The 13833-nt window shown below is 68.4% G+C and carries 12 protein-coding genes; 1 reads left to right on the top strand and 11 read right to left on the bottom strand.

Features of this window, described 5'->3' with window-relative positions:
• Positions 1–47: 47 nt before the first annotated feature.
• The 8 genes from EV138_RS38205 to rsmI form a co-directional block, all read right to left on the bottom strand.
• Positions 48–1166 (bottom strand): resuscitation-promoting factor, encoded by a 1119-nt coding sequence (locus EV138_RS38205; RefSeq protein WP_133981086.1) that lies wholly within the window; start codon positions 1164–1166, stop codon positions 48–50.
• A gap of 217 nt (positions 1167–1383) precedes the next feature.
• Entirely contained in the window at positions 1384–1998 is a 615-nt protein-coding gene (locus EV138_RS24285; protein ID WP_133981085.1) for a nitroreductase family protein, read from the bottom strand.
• Positions 1999–2007: 9 nt separating this feature from the next.
• Entirely contained in the window at positions 2008–2922 is a 915-nt protein-coding gene (locus EV138_RS24280; protein WP_133981084.1) for a TatD family hydrolase, read from the bottom strand.
• Positions 2923–2932: 10 nt separating this feature from the next.
• On the bottom strand, positions 2933–5254 hold the full coding sequence (locus EV138_RS24275) for a hypothetical protein (protein WP_238158321.1): 2322 nt from the start codon (positions 5252–5254) through the stop codon (positions 2933–2935).
• 80 nt (positions 5255–5334) lie between these two features.
• Positions 5335–5763, bottom strand: coding sequence for an SRPBCC domain-containing protein (locus EV138_RS24270; RefSeq protein ID WP_133981083.1), 429 nt, complete (start codon positions 5761–5763; stop codon positions 5335–5337).
• A 142-nt stretch (positions 5764–5905) separates the two neighbouring features.
• Positions 5906–6814 (bottom strand): NADP-dependent oxidoreductase, encoded by a 909-nt coding sequence (locus EV138_RS24265; protein WP_133981082.1) that lies wholly within the window; start codon positions 6812–6814, stop codon positions 5906–5908.
• A gap of 106 nt (positions 6815–6920) precedes the next feature.
• Positions 6921–8492, bottom strand: a complete 1572-nt coding sequence (metG, locus tag EV138_RS24260) for a methionine--tRNA ligase (RefSeq protein WP_133981081.1) — start codon at positions 8490–8492, stop codon at positions 6921–6923.
• Between the two features lie 28 nt (positions 8493–8520).
• Positions 8521–9363 (bottom strand): 16S rRNA (cytidine(1402)-2'-O)-methyltransferase, encoded by an 843-nt coding sequence (rsmI, locus tag EV138_RS24255; RefSeq protein WP_133981080.1) that lies wholly within the window; start codon positions 9361–9363, stop codon positions 8521–8523.
• 185 nt (positions 9364–9548) lie between these two features.
• Here rsmI and EV138_RS24250 point away from each other — a divergent pair, with 185 nt between their 5' ends.
• Positions 9549–11084 carry a dolichyl-phosphate-mannose--protein mannosyltransferase gene (locus EV138_RS24250; RefSeq protein WP_166678754.1) on the top strand — a complete coding sequence of 512 codons (1536 nt, stop codon included), beginning with the start codon at positions 9549–9551 and terminating at the stop codon, positions 11082–11084.
• On the opposite strand, the gene EV138_RS24245 is transcribed toward EV138_RS24250, so the two are convergent.
• The 3 genes from EV138_RS24245 to EV138_RS24235 are packed head-to-tail and all read right to left on the bottom strand — an operon-like array spanning position 11081 to position 13817.
• Positions 11081–11752, bottom strand: a complete 672-nt coding sequence (locus EV138_RS24245) for a DUF1707 SHOCT-like domain-containing protein (protein ID WP_133981078.1) — start codon at positions 11750–11752, stop codon at positions 11081–11083. The genes EV138_RS24250 and EV138_RS24245 overlap by 4 nt on opposite strands.
• Before the next feature lie 20 nt (positions 11753–11772).
• Positions 11773–13002, bottom strand: coding sequence for an MFS transporter (locus EV138_RS24240; protein ID WP_238158320.1), 1230 nt, complete (start codon positions 13000–13002; stop codon positions 11773–11775).
• Positions 12999–13817: a Rossmann-like domain-containing protein gene (locus EV138_RS24235; RefSeq protein WP_133981077.1), complete on the bottom strand. Its 819-nt coding sequence runs from the start codon at positions 13815–13817 to the stop codon at positions 12999–13001. The genes EV138_RS24240 and EV138_RS24235 overlap by 4 nt, the downstream gene beginning before the upstream one ends.
• Positions 13818–13833: the final 16 nt, after the last annotated feature.

Below are 13833 nucleotides of genomic sequence, written 5' to 3'. Positions count from 1 at the left end.
GAAGTGGATGAATCAGCGCTGGTCACACGGGCCAGTCTGGCACTACGTCACGCCCGCTTGCCGCAGACGGGCCAGGCGCCGTAGCCACCGCGGTCGGCCTTGACCTTCTCCGCGATCGCGATCTGCTGCGCCTTGCTCGCACCGTTGGCGTTGTTCGCGTAGGCGTCGCCGCCGTACGCGACCCAGGTGCCGTGGTCGAACTGCAGGCCGCCGTAGTACCCGTTGCCGCTGTCGATCGACCAGTTGCCGCCGGACTCGCACTCGGCGATCCGGTCCCAGGCGCTGGTGTTACCACCGGTCGGCGGGGTGCTGGTCTCGCCGGTCGGGGCCTTCTTGGTGCCGACCGTGACGAGCTCGTCGACCGGCGCCGTGATCACCTTGCTGGCGACGATCTTGGTGCTGATCAGCTTGCCGTCGACGTACGTCAGGACCTTGCTGACCGACTTCTTGCCGGCCGTGCCCTTGGCGGTCGTCTTGGTGTCGCCCTCGAGCATCGTGGCCGACTTCGTCTCCTTCTTACCGAAGGCGATCGACTCGACGGCGTTCACCGTCTTGACGTCGACCCGGACGATGGTGATCCGGTTGACCGTGCCGGGCTTCAGCACCGCGGCGGTCCCGGGGGTGATCCGGTCGTTGGCGTCGTACGAGACCCCGGCGCCCTTGAGCGCCTCGGCCACGTTCATCGCCATCGACTTCACCTGGACGACCTTGCCGCGCTGGACGAACTGGACGACCTTCGGCGTACGGACGTCGAGTTCCAGGCCCTGGCGGCCGATGGGGGCGCTCCGGCTGGTGGAGAAGACCGCGGCGGTGTCGTAGCGCAGACCCAGGTCGGCCAGCGCCTCGTTCACGCTGTCCGCCGTGGTCCAGAAAGTCTTCTTGGTGCCGTCGGCGTTCACGATGAGCTGGCGGCCGTACTGCACCGCGATCTCCTGGCCGTCCTGGAGCTTGGCATCCAGGGCCGGAGCCACCAGGTCGCGCTCGCCGACCTGGATCTTCTTCGCCTTCAGAGCATCGGCGACGGTGGAGCCGAAGGTGTGCACCTTCTGCACCTGCCCGTCGATGGACAGACTCACGGTCTTGCTCTTGTCGGCATAAGCCACACTGCCGCCCACGACGGCGAACACAGCCGTCGCACCGACGGCCGCGATGATGGACTTGCGCACTAATGCTCCCAGGTAGAGCTACCCGGGCACGGGGTGGGACAGCACTGGCGGACGCCACGTATGCCAGGTTGCAGGGCCTGGAAATCATGGTCTCCGCCGAGGGGCGTGCTGTCCGGGACCTTCCCCGATCCCGGCCAACATCACGAGACAGTAACGAAGAAGTCCCGGAAGCGCCAATCCGCTGGTCGGCGAGTCGCAAAAAGGTGTAATGGTCCGCTTACTGCTCGTGACGGCCCCAGTGCCCGCGATGCACCACTTCAGCAGTACTGCGACGCCCTCGCTTGAGCGACGGCGACCGCTTGTCGGGGGCCCGGTACCCGATCGAGATGACCCCGATCGGATCGAAGCCGTCCGGTACCCCGAACTCCTCTTTCAGCCGGCCGACTTTCTCGGCCGGAGGCCCGAAAAGGCAAGCACCCAAGCCTTCGTCGACCACCGTCTGCAGCATCAGCAGGGCCGCCATGCCGGTGTCGACGTACCAGTACGGCGCCGTCCAGTGCGACTCGTCGCGGTCGGTCCAGCCCTTGTCCGGCTCGGTGTACCGGTCGAGGTACGCGTCCTTGTGCGCGAAGGCGAAGATCAGCAGCGGCGCCCGGCGCAGCCCTGTGACCCACTCCACATATTTCGGATCCGGATCTTCGGCCGCGATCCGCCAGTAACGCTCCCGGTCGTCGCCTTCGAGGGTCAGGAACGCCCAGCCCTGGCTGAACCCGCCGGAAGGGGCCCGCAGGCCGTTCTCCAGGATCCGCTCGCGGATCTCCGCCGGCACCGGCCGGGACGGATCGTAGTTCCGGACCATGCGCCGCCGCCGGACGACCTCACTGAACTCCATACGGCGTGTCTACCACTTGCCGCCGAAGGCGCGGTCGGCGTTGGCCGACAGGGCTTCGCAGAGTTCGGCGACGGAGATGTTGAGGACGCCGGCCATCTTGCGAACCGTGTGCGGGATCAGGTACGACGCGTTGGGCTGACCGCGATGCGGCGACGGCGTCAAGTACGGCGCGTCCGTCTCCACCAGCACCCGGTCGAGCGGCGTCACCGCGAGCGCGTCCCGCAGCGACTGCGCGTTCTTGAAGGTGACGACGCCGGCGAAACTGAGGAACGCCCCGCGCTCGACACACTTGCGGGCGAACTCGGTGTCGCCGGAGAAGCAGTGCATCACCAGCCGGTCCGGGACGCCTTCGCGATCCAGTACGGCGAGGATGTCGTCGTGCGCGTCCCGGTCGTGGATCATCAGCGTCTTGCCGAGCCGCTTCGCCAGCTCGATGTGCGCGGCGAACGACTCGTGCTGCGCGGCCCGTCCGTCCTCACCGGTCCGGAAGTAGTCCAGCCCGGTCTCACCGATCACCCTGACCTTGTCCGAACTCGTCGCCAGCCGCTCGATCTCGGCCAGCGCGCCGTCGAGTTCACCGGCGGCCTTGAGCCTCGGCGCCTCATTCGGGTGCAGGGCGACGCCCGCGATCAGGTTCGGATACTGCTCGGCGGCCTCGACCGCCCAGAGCGCGCCCGGAAGATCGCAGCCGACCTGGACGATCCGGGTCACCCCGACGGATGCGGCCAGCTTGATCGCCTCGGCGGCTCCCAGCCAGGCACCGTCCTCCCCGTCCGCGATGTCCAGGTGGCAGTGCGCGTCGACCACGCTCATCGGCAGCGGATCCGGCACCGCCGGCCGGGTCCGGTCCCGGGACCGCCCGTCCTCTCCGACGGCAGCGCGTTCCCGCGTCGGGCGTTCGACCTCCACGTTGTCGGTAGACATGAGGCCCAGCCTACTTAAGCCGGTAGATCCGGATGTCGCGATTACTGAAGGCCGGTACGGCGAGCTTGTCGAGCAGCGGCGACACCGGGCCGGCCCGCAGGTCGGCCACGATCCAGTCCACCCCCACCTGGTTCCTCAGCCGGGTGAGCAACGCCGGTGTCGGCTTCTCGACGGCGTTCAGGCTGTCCTTCAAGCGATCCGGCCACGGCGGCGGCCGGGTCAGGAAGCTGGTGTCGTAGTGGGCGCCGAGGTTCGCCGGCGCATACGCCCACCCACCGAGATAGAGCCGTACCCCGCTCAACGCCGACACCCAGTACGCGTCCTCGGGACAGCCCGGCCGGAACCGCGCCGGCAGGCAGAACACGTTGCTGACAGCAACGTCGTCGTCCTTCTTGTGCTTGTGCAGCCACAGCATCGCGTCCTGCTCGTCGCGGGTCAGATAGAGCCGGCTCGTCTCGTTCGGCGCCGGCCGCGGGCTGACCAGATTCTCGAGCGCGGTCCCCAGGCTGACCAGTTGCGCCGGCAGACTGGCCGCGACCGTCAGCACGATCACCTGTAGGCCGATGGCGGCGGCGTCGCGGGCCCGGTTCACCACCAGGATCACCAGCGCCCCTACGACTGCGAGGATCGCGAACGGAACCACCAGACCAGTGAGAGCTCTCGCGACAGTGTGAACGCCTGGCTTCACAGGCCAATACAGGAACAGGGCGCTCGCCGTGAGCGCCCCCACCCAGGCAGTGACGACCAGACTGAGCAAGTCCTGCCGACGCGCGAGATTGGCGCCGATAGCAACGACCGCGACCATCCCGAGAGCGAGGACGGCAGTGAGGAAGTAGTACTCCGAATAGCCGGTGTGCGACAGCATCAAGGTGATGCCGACCCCCGCCAGCACACATCCCCCGCTCCACCAGTACGCCGGATCGCGGCGTACCGGGTCGATCGACCAGCCCAGCAAGGCGAGCAGCCTCGGCGTCTCGGTGGCCAGGTACCAGGTGACGAGGGTCGCGATGAACAGGATCATCCGGGGATCGCCGGACGCCACGGCCTGGATGAACCAGCCGCCGGTGGCCGGCAGTGACAGGTCACCGGTCACGGCCTGGTAGTACGGCTGGACCCTCATGGCCGCGAAGAACTGGACCCTGCTTCCCCCGGAACTGCCGATCAGCGTGAAGGAAGATGCCAAGAGCAACAATCCCGCCAGGCTCACCAGGACGACGATCCGCCAGGGCGGCCGCCGGTCCTTCAGCCAGCTGAACGTTCCCGCGCAGAAGAACCCGACCAGCATGATCGGGAGCAGCGTCGGCTTCGTTCCGCCGGCGAGCGCGAGCAGCAGGACCATGGCGGCCCAGGCACCCGGGCCCGCCTGCCGACGCAGGATGAGCACCGTCGGTCCCACCAGCCCGAGCAGCACGACCGCCGCCATCGTTCCGGTCGGCGACTGAACCGACTGCGCGCCCGTCATGTTGACCGACGGCGACGACGCCAACTGCAGCCCACCAGGCAGTACCGCGGCCAGCGCTCCGGCGATCGGGGCTACCCACTGCCGTTCGCTGAGCGCCTCACCGGCCGCCCAGCTGACCAGCACGAGGGTGAGCACCATCGTGATCGGCCACTGATGCAGGAGCACCTGCGGCGGATCCACGTCCGACATCACCGACCCGCTGGCCATCGAGGCGGTCGCGAACCAGTGGTAGATCAGCGGCTCACCGAGAACCGATGGATCGGGCGGTGGGACGTGCTCGGTGAGAACCTGGGCGATCCCGAGCTGGTACCAGATGTCCTGGCTGCGGACGGCGGCTTCCGGCGGCAGCGGAAGTTGCCGGAGCAGGGCGGCGACAGTTCGCAGTACGGCCAGAATCAGGCTCGTCACCAGCAGCGCGTGCCACCAGCGAGGAGGCGCAGTCGCCGTTGCCCGCAGGCCGAGGTTCGGTCTGAGCGCGGGGACTACAACGAAGGTGAGCACGAGGAGTGCGGCGGCCGCCCACTGCAGGAGCGGCATGCCGATCGCAGTACAGATCGCCCAGGTCGCCAACTGCCAGGCGAGGCCGAGAACGGCACCGAACCCGAGGTCCTGGGTCACCGACCGACCGCCGGCCAGGGCTCGCCAGAGCAGGGTGCCGGGGAACAGGACCGCCAGGAGCCAGGTGACGAAGAACCGGATGCTCTCGCCGCCGGAGTCGCCGATCCAGGCGAGCAGCAGGACGGCCGTGATCGGGACCAGCAGCCACCAGCCGACCAGTCCGAGCCCGAGCTCCGGTCCTGGCCGGGTGGTCGTCGTGGCGGGTCCCGGCCGAGCGGGCGCCGCGCCGCCGACCACCGTCGTACCGGTCATCACGGCTAGTGTCCCGTAACCGGGGGCCCGGTGATGCCCAGAATGTGCCCGGAATGTGCCCGGTACGACGGTCGGCCGGGTCAGCCGCGTTCCGCGGCCTCCTTCACGCCGTTCACGAGCATCTCCCACATCCCGCGCGAGTGCTCGGCCTCCTCCTCGCTGGCGTTGTTGTCCTGGCTGAGCGACAGGTGCGTCTTCGTACCGCGATCGGCCAGTTCGTAGGTGAGTGTGTGATAGTTCTCCGGCACATCCGGCTGCCCACTCAACGGGCTGTAGTGCGTCACCTTCAGCAACCGCCCGGGCTCCACCGCGAGAATCTCACCCTTGTCCTCGTAGTCCTTCCCTTCGTACACCCCCTGCCAGCTGATCGGACTCCCCGGCTGCCAGTCGGTCTTCACCTCGGTCCCGAACATGAACTTCTTGATCTGCTCGGGATCCGTCAGCACATCCCACACCTGATCCGGCGAAGCACTGATCTCGGCCTCGGCCGTAGCCACATATCCAGTCACGATTCCGGACTCCTTTCGTCCACCCACCAGACGTTAGCCCCGACCCCACAGGTACCTCTTGTAAGAAAGCGTCAAACAGCGGCGGCGGACGGGAGCTTCCCGTCCGCCGCCGCTCGAACACTTCTGCCGACTGTGAATACGGTCAGGGCTTGACGACGAGTTTGCCCTTGGCGTGGCCGGATTCGGAGATTTCGGCGGCCTTGGCGGCGTCGGTGAAGGGGAAGGTTTCGGCGATCTTCAGTTTGAGCTTGCCGGTGGCGGCGAGTTCGAGTTGCTCGCGCAGGCCGGCGGCCTGGACCTCGGGTGGGGTGCCGCCGGCGGAGAAGGCGATGCCGTGGTCGGCGGCGGTGGGATCGGCGATGGTGACGATGCGGTCGGTGCCGCCGCGGAGTTCGATGGAGTCCGGAAGGGCGCCCTTGCCGGCCACGTCGTAGACCGCGTCGATGCCCTGGGGTGCGACCGCGCGGACCCGGTCGACGAGGCCTTCGCCGTACGTGACCGGAATGGCACCGAGCGAGCGCAGGTAGTCGTGGTTCGCCTCGGCTGCTGTGCCGATCACGGTCGCGCCGAGCGCCAGTGCGAGCTGGACGCCCACTGCGCCTACACCACCGGCCGCGCCGTGGATCAGTACGGTTTCGCCGGCCGTCACGCCGAGCAGGCCAAGCGCCCGTGCGGACGTCTCACCGGCGACGGGAAGCGCCACGGCCTCCTCGAACGACACCTCGGCCGGCTTCTTCGCAACGACCCCGGCGAGGGCGTACTCCGCGAAGGTGCCGGTCTTGCCCCATCCGACGACCTCGTCCCCGACCACGAACTCGGTCACGCCGTCGCCGACCTCATCCACCACGCCCGCGACCTCGAAGCCCGGTACGACGGGGAACACGGCCGCCTCCGCGTTGAACCAACCCCGGCGCAGCTTGTAGTCCATCGGGTTCACCCCAGCGGCGCGGACCGCGATCCGCACCTCGCCAGGCCCCGCATGCGGCTCGTCGATCTCGAGCGTCTGCAGTACTTCAGGACCACCGAACTCTTCGTACACGACCGCCTGCATGAGAAACCTCCGCTGAGATGGTTGATGCTTCAAGTTTGGAGTTACTTGAAGCATCAACCGATACCGGCAGCGGAGGTATTCCCCGTCGGCGAAAACTGCCGAAAACCTACGCCTCGACCTCGGCGAGGCGCGGGAAGAGGGCGTCGCCCTTGACCAGGACGGAGCCCGCCGGGAGCTGGCCCCAGGTGCCGGCGTCCTGGACGCGCTGGTCCGCCAGTGGGCCGAGCTTGGCGTCGGCGCCGAGCAGGGTCCACAGCTTGGCGGCCGTCTTCGGCATCGTCGGGTTGTGCAGCACCGCGACAGCGCGGAGTACCTCGGCCGAGGTGTACAGGATGGTCGCCAGCCGGTCGCGCTGGGCTTCGTCCTTCGCGACCTTCCACGGCTCCTGCTCGGAGACGTACCCGTTGACCGCCCCGACCAGGTCGTTGATCGCCGTCAGTGCTTCCTGGAAGGCGAGCGTGTCGATCGCCTTGTCCGCGGCCGCGACCGTCGAGGCGAGCTTGTCCGCGAGCGCCTGCTCGGCCGGCCCGTGGTCGACAGCCTCGGGCAGCTCGCCGTCGAAGTACTTGCCGACCATCGCCGCGATCCGGCTGGCCAGGTTGCCCAGGCCGTTCGCCAGCTCCGAGGTGTAGACCGCGTTCAGGTGCTCCCAGGAGAACGAGCCGTCCGACCCGAACTGGATCGTGCGGAGGAAGTAGTACCGGAACGCGTCGGAGCCGAAGTGGTCGGTGATCTCGTTCGGCGCGATCGCGGTCAGCTTCGACTTGCTCATCTTCTCGCCACCAACCAGCAGCCAGCCGTGCGCGAAGACCTGCTTCGGTACGGCGACGCCCGCGGCCATCAGCATCGCCGGCCAGATCACCGCGTGGAACCGCAGGATGTCCTTGCCGACCAGGTGCACGTCGACCGGCCAGAGCTGCTCGAAGCGCTCCGGATCGGTGCCGTAGCCGGCGGCCGTCACGTAGTTGAGCAGCGCGTCGATCCAGACATAGAGCACGTGCTCCTCGTCCCAGGGCACCGGAATGCCCCAGTCGAAGGTGGATCGGGTGATCGACAGGTCCTGGAGCCCCTGCTTCACGAACGAGATGACCTCGTTGCGCGCGCTCGACGGCGCGACGAAGTCCGGCTGCGACTCGTACAACTCGATCAGCCGGTCGGCGTACGCGGACAGGCGGAAGAAGTAGTTCGTCTCCGAGACCGTCTCCAGCTCGGTGCCGTGGATCATGCAGCGCTGGGTGCCGTCTTCGTCGGTGCGGATGTCCGTGGGGAGCTTGAACTCCTCGCAGCCGACGCAGTACAGGCCTTCGTACTCACCCTTGTAGACGTCGCCCTTGTCGTAGAGCGTCTGCCAGAAGTCGCGGACCCGGTCGGTGTGCCGCTTCTCGGTGGTCCGGATGAAGTCGTCGTAGTCGATGTCGACGTCGACCCAGGCCGGCTTCCAGGACTCCTCGACCAGCTTGTCCGTCCACGCCTGCGGAGACATGCCCTGCGCCTCAGCGCTGCGCATCACCTTCTCGCCGTGCTCGTCGGTACCGGTCAGGTACCACTTGCGCTCGCCCCGCTGGGCGTGCCAACGGGTCAGGACGTCCCCGGCCACCGTCGTGTAGGCGCTGCCGATGTGCGGCGGAGCCGTGACGTAGTAGATCGGGGTGGTGACGTAAAAGGACTTCTCCGGCATGCCTCAAGCGTAGTCGGGCGTGCCACTGTTATTTACCAGGGTGCCGAGCGGCCAGTACGGCGTCGTACACCGTTCGCTTGGGCACCCCGAAGCGCTTGGCGACGTCCGAGATCGCCTCCTTGCGCGGCGTCCCCGCCTCCTCGTCGGCAGCCACCTCCGCGGCCAGCTCGTCCGGGCCGAGGATCTTCGTCTGGTCTGCCCCGGCGACGACGACGGTGATCTCGCCGCGGACGCCATCGATGGCCCACTCGGCCAGTTCGGCCGCCGTACCGCGCTTGACCTCTTCATAGGTCTTGGTCAGCTCACGGCACACCGCCGTACGCCGGTCCGCGCCGAACGCCTCGGCCATGTTCTCCAGCGAGGCCGCCAGCCGGTGCGGCGCCTCGAAGAACACCATCGTCCGCGGCTCCTTGGCCAGCTCCTGCAACCGCTTCGTCCGCTCACCCGGCTTGCGCGGCAGGAACCCCTCGAAGGTGAACCGGTCCACCGGCAGCCCCGACAGCGCCAGCGCGGTGAGCACCGCGGACGGCCCCGGTACGGCGGTCACGTGGATCTCCGCCTCGATCGCGGCCGCCACCAACCGGTACCCCGGGTCGGAGACGCTCGGCATCCCCGCGTCCGTCACCACCACCACGGTCTGCCCCTCGAGCAGCGCCGCCACCAGCTCCGGCGTCCGCTCCCGCTCGTTCCCCTCGAAGAAGCTCAGCACCCGCCCGTGCACCACGATCCCGAGCTCCGTCGTCAACCGCCGCAGCCGCCGCGTGTCCTCCGCGGCCACCACATCGGCCTCCCCCAACACCCGCGCCAACCGCGCCGACGCATCCCCCAGATCCCCAATAGGAGTCCCCGCCAACACCAATCGCCCGGTCATGGAGCCATCCTCGCAGCCGGTCGAGGCGGTGTCGGGACGCGGTGGTATCCGGGGCTCCGTACGATGGCCGCGTGACTGCTGTGATCGATGACGACACCGCGACGGCCGCCGAGGTGCGGGAGACGCTCGGGCGCGACGTCCAGGGGCGCCGGCTGCCGCCGCTGAAACAGCGGTTGTACCCGCCGATGCCGCGGGATTTCGAGGGCGGCTGGATCGCCACCCTCGCGATCACGGCGATGGCCGCGATCCTGCGGTTCTGGAACCTCGGCAACCCGGTCAAGTTCGTCTTCGACGAGACCTACTACGCCAAGGACGCGTACTCGCTGCTCAAGCACGGGTACGCGTTGCAGTTCATCGACAAGCCCGAAGGGGCCGCCGACAAGGCGATCCTGGCCGGCAACCTGGACGTCTTCAAGACCACCCCGAGCCTGACCGTGCACCCCGAGGTCGGCAAGTGGATGATCGCCGCCGGTGAGCAGTTGTTCGGGATGAACACGTTCGGCTGGCGGTTCATGCCGGCCCTGTTCGGCACCCTGACCGTCCTGCTGCTGATCCGGGTCGTGCGCCGGATGACCCGGTCGACGCTGATCGGCTGTATCGCCGGCCTCCTGCTCGCGGTCGACGGCCTGCACTTCGTGATGTCGCGGGTCGCGCTGCTCGACATCTTCCTCGCCTTCTGGCTGGTCGCCGCGGTCTCCTGCCTGGTCGCCGATCGCGACTGGAGCCGGCGCCGGCTGGCCGACTCGCTGGACCAGAAGGCCGAGGGCGCGGTCGGCCGCCTGATGCTGGTCCGCCCGTGGCGGCTCGCGGCCGGTGTCTGCTTCGGTCTCGCGCTCGGCACCAAGTGGAGCGCCATCTGGGTGATGGCCGGGTTCGGGCTGCTCGTCTTCGCCTGGGATCTCGGCGCGCGCCGGATGATCGGCGTACGGCACGCGTTCTGGAAGTCGGCGCTGGTCGACGGCCTGCCCGCGTTCCTCAGCATCGTGCTGGTCGCGGTCGTCACCTACACGGCGACCTGGACCGGCTGGCTGCTGCACGACAACGCCTACGACCACGACTACGCGTCCAAGAACCCGGCGCACGGCGTGATGAAGGTGGTTCCGGACGACTTCCGGTCACTGATCCATTACCACCAGGAAGTGCTGGCCTTCCACACCGGCGACTACATCAGGCACGCCACCCACCCGTACCAGTCGCACCCGGCCGGCTGGCCGATCATCGCCCGGCCGATCGGCTTCGACGCGGTCAACGACATCAAGCCCGGCCAGCCGGGCTGCGACGCCAGGAACCAGAACTGCCTGTCGGTCATCTCCGCGGTCGGTACGCCGCTGCTGTGGTGGGGCGGTGCCCTGGCGCTGCTCGCGGCCCTGGTGCTGTGGGTCGGCCAGCGGGACTGGCGGTTCGGCGTGGCCGTCGTCGGCTTCGTCACCTGCTGGGTGCCCTGGTTCGCCTTCGACGACCGGCCGATCTTCTTTTTCTACGCGGTGACGATGATCCCGTTCACGGTGATCGCGCTGTCCCTCGTGCTCGGCAAGATCCTCGGCCCGGCCCGGACGGCCATGCAGGCCGCCACCCCGCGGCGGCTGATCGGCAGCGCGGTGGTCGGCGCCTTCGTCGTCCTGGTCGTGCTCAACTTCGCCTACATCTGGCCGATCCTGACCGACAAGGTCCTCCCCCACTCGGCCTGGCTCAACCGCATGTGGTTCAAGTCCTGGATCTAGTGCCCTAGCCGGCCGTGTCCTCGGTCGCGGTTGCGGTTGCGGTGGCGGCGGGAACTGGTCTGGCCGCCGACGCCGCCGAAGAGGGCGAGGCCTTTGACCACGACGGTCGGGGCGTTCGGGTCGGGGTCGTCGCCACCGCGGGCCGCGAATCCGCCGAAGATGCCGATGCCCTCGTTGCGGACGTTGACGCTGTCCGGCACCGTGATGTCGACGCCGCCGAAGATCGCGATCGCCCAGATCGTCACCTCGCGGCCCTCGAAGACCGCATCGGTCATGTCCAGGTCGTAGCCGCCGAAGACGCACAACGCGTTGGTCCGGCGCTTGACCCGCCAGCGGCCTCTGCGCTCGCCGCCGCCGAAGATGCCGACCACGGTCTCGAAGCTGTCGGCCGGGTTGGCCGGCTCCTCGATCGGCACCGGGCTGTTCGACGGCGCGGCCGCGGCGGCCGGCCGGAAGGCCTGCCCGGGCACGGCCAGATCCTGCGTGATCGGCTCGAGCTCACCGAGCGTGCGCGCCTTCAGCGTCTGCTCCAGCCGCTCCGCGTGCTCGTCCTGCGTCAGCCGCCCGGTCATCAACGCATCCCGCAACACCTCGACGACCTGATCGCGGTCGGTGTCGGAGGCGCGCAGGTGCGCGTGCGGATTCTGAGGCTCGGGCAGGTTGTCCATGAGACCGAACGATAGACCTCCTACCCGCGCACCCGGAACGCGAAGACGAGAGCTACGAGGGTGATCGAAGCGAAAGCCAGGGCCGTACCCGGGTAACCCCCGAGCCCGAGGCCGAGTCCACCGACCGCCGCGCCCAGAAACACCCCGAGACTCATCCCGGCGGCGTTGATTCCCAACGCCGATCCGCGCAGGTCGCCACTGCGCCGTACGAGCAATGTCGTGACGCAGGCGGCGACCGTCGCATGGCTCGCACCCATCAAGGCGGTCAGCACCAGCGTCGACGGCAAGGTCGGCGAGAAGTAGAAGGCGGTGACGCTGACCAGCGCGACGCCCACCCCGAGCACCAGCAGTTTCTCCGGCCCGATCCACGGCCGCTCGAGCGCGAGGTACCGGCCGGCGAAGAGATTGCCGACGAAGAACGAAGCCCCGCTGAGCGACCAGACCAGCGCGAACCACCCAGGGGCCAAAGCGAACCTGTCGTCGTAGAACGCCGCCAGGTAAGCCAGATACCCCATGAAAGCGGCCGTCCGCAGCAGCGCCACCGCGAGCAACGGAAGCGCGCCCGGGATCCGCGCCAACGCCCGGTACGTCGCGACGTACCCAGGCCGGCCGCCATCCGCGCGGACCGGCGCCGTCCGCCCGCGGCCACGCCAGAAGAACGCCGCCGACAACACCAGTGAGATCGCCGAGGCGGCCAGCAGATTCCCGCGCCAACCCCAGACCATCCCCGGTACGGCGAGCACGGGTGCGGCCAGCATCGCCATCATCGACGTGGTCGCGGAGACCAGCGTGGCCGCACGGCCGGCCGCGGCCGGAGAGGTGAACCGGTCCGCGGCGGCGGCGCCGATCGACGGTCCGAGGATCGAGGTCGATGCCCCGATCAGCAGACAGAACGCGGCCAGCGCGAAGACGTTGCCGATAGCACCCAATGCCGCCGAGATCCCCAGCAGCGCAAGGCCACCCGCGGCCACGAGCTCACGGGCCAGCCGGTCGATCAGCGGCGCCACGGCGACACCGACGACCAGCGCGGCCAGTCCGCCGAGCCCCCGCAGCCCGCCGATCTCCGCCACTTTCCCGTCCGCAGCGGCCGCGATCGGTACCAGATACATCCCGAACACCGTGAACGGAATCAGGCTGACCGTCGAGGCCAGCAAGAACGGCCACAACCGCTTCGCCATCCGCCAGTCGCCCGGCACCTCGGTCGACGCCGCGACCGCTTTCGATCGGAGCGTCGAGTTGTCCGTGCTCACGTCCGTACGTCTCCATCCTGCGACTGATAGCGGTACAAGCTCGTCGGGCGGGAGCTGAACTGGGAAAAGGGAAAAGGCTCCGCGGACAGCGCGGTGACCCCGGACCCGAGGAAGGCGCGAACCACCGCGGAGCCGGTCTGAGCATAGACAGCCAACGGCTTCGATTGCTCACGGCAACGATCGAGCAGTACGTCGAAACTTCCGTTGCTCAAGGTCATCCCGGTCGCGACGACAGCATCCGCGGCGTCGACAACCGCCGTCATGTCGCGAGAGACCGGCAGCCCGGAAGCCGTCCGCGCGAGGTTGAAATCACAGGGCAGACAGCTCCCGCCGCGCTCGGTGATCGCATCCACCAACGGGTTGACGACGCCGATCAACGCGACCTTGGCGCCCGGCCGAACTTCCAGGAGACCGGCCACCGCGGCATCCCGGGCCCGCGCGCGAACGTCCGGCGTACCGGCCGGCAGGACGATCTCTTCGGCACCAGGTGCGCTGTGATGCGGCTCGACCGATGCGAGGTAAGCATCGAGCGCGGCGATCCGGACCGGGAGTGGTGCATCGCCGATCAGTTTGTCCAGGGAGAGCCCGGAGGCTTCCTCGCAGTACGAGGGGTCGAGCTCGCCGGGCTCGAAGGAGCAGGCACCGAAGACCTCGCCGACCCGGAGCAGCAGGTAGTAGTTCCGGTAGGTGACGTCGGCGCCCGGCAAGCGGGTGGTGTGATGCAGCCAGAACGCGCTGATCACCGACAGATCGGCGGGCGACGGTCCGCGTTCTCCCGCCAGGACGGATTCGGTGAGGGCGGCAACAGAAGTCATGGCGGGGCAGCCTTTC

The sequence above is a fragment of the Kribbella voronezhensis genome (genome assembly GCF_004365175.1).
In the GTDB taxonomy this organism is placed as follows: domain Bacteria; phylum Actinomycetota; class Actinomycetes; order Propionibacteriales; family Kribbellaceae; genus Kribbella; species Kribbella voronezhensis.
This window is presented reverse-complemented; position numbering and strand designations above follow the sequence as displayed.

Coding starts and splice junctions, on each gene's coding strand:
- rsmI (WP_133981080.1), bottom strand. CDS start 9,363: ATGACCGGGCGATTGGTGTTGGCGGGGACTCCTATTGGGGATCTGGGG.
- EV138_RS24250 (WP_166678754.1), top strand. CDS start 9,549: ATGCCGCGGGATTTCGAGGGCGGCTGGATCGCCACCCTCGCGATCACG.
- metG (WP_133981081.1), bottom strand. CDS start 8,492: ATGCCGGAGAAGTCCTTTTACGTCACCACCCCGATCTACTACGTCACG.
- EV138_RS24280 (WP_133981084.1), bottom strand. CDS start 2,922: ATGTCTACCGACAACGTGGAGGTCGAACGCCCGACGCGGGAACGCGCT.
- EV138_RS24235 (WP_133981077.1), bottom strand. CDS start 13,817: ATGACTTCTGTTGCCGCCCTCACCGAATCCGTCCTGGCGGGAGAACGC.
- EV138_RS24265 (WP_133981082.1), bottom strand. CDS start 6,814: ATGCAGGCGGTCGTGTACGAAGAGTTCGGTGGTCCTGAAGTACTGCAG.
- EV138_RS24275 (WP_238158321.1), bottom strand. CDS start 5,254: ATGACCGGTACGACGGTGGTCGGCGGCGCGGCGCCCGCTCGGCCGGGA.
- EV138_RS24285 (WP_133981085.1), bottom strand. CDS start 1,998: ATGGAGTTCAGTGAGGTCGTCCGGCGGCGGCGCATGGTCCGGAACTAC.
- EV138_RS24245 (WP_133981078.1), bottom strand. CDS start 11,752: ATGGACAACCTGCCCGAGCCTCAGAATCCGCACGCGCACCTGCGCGCC.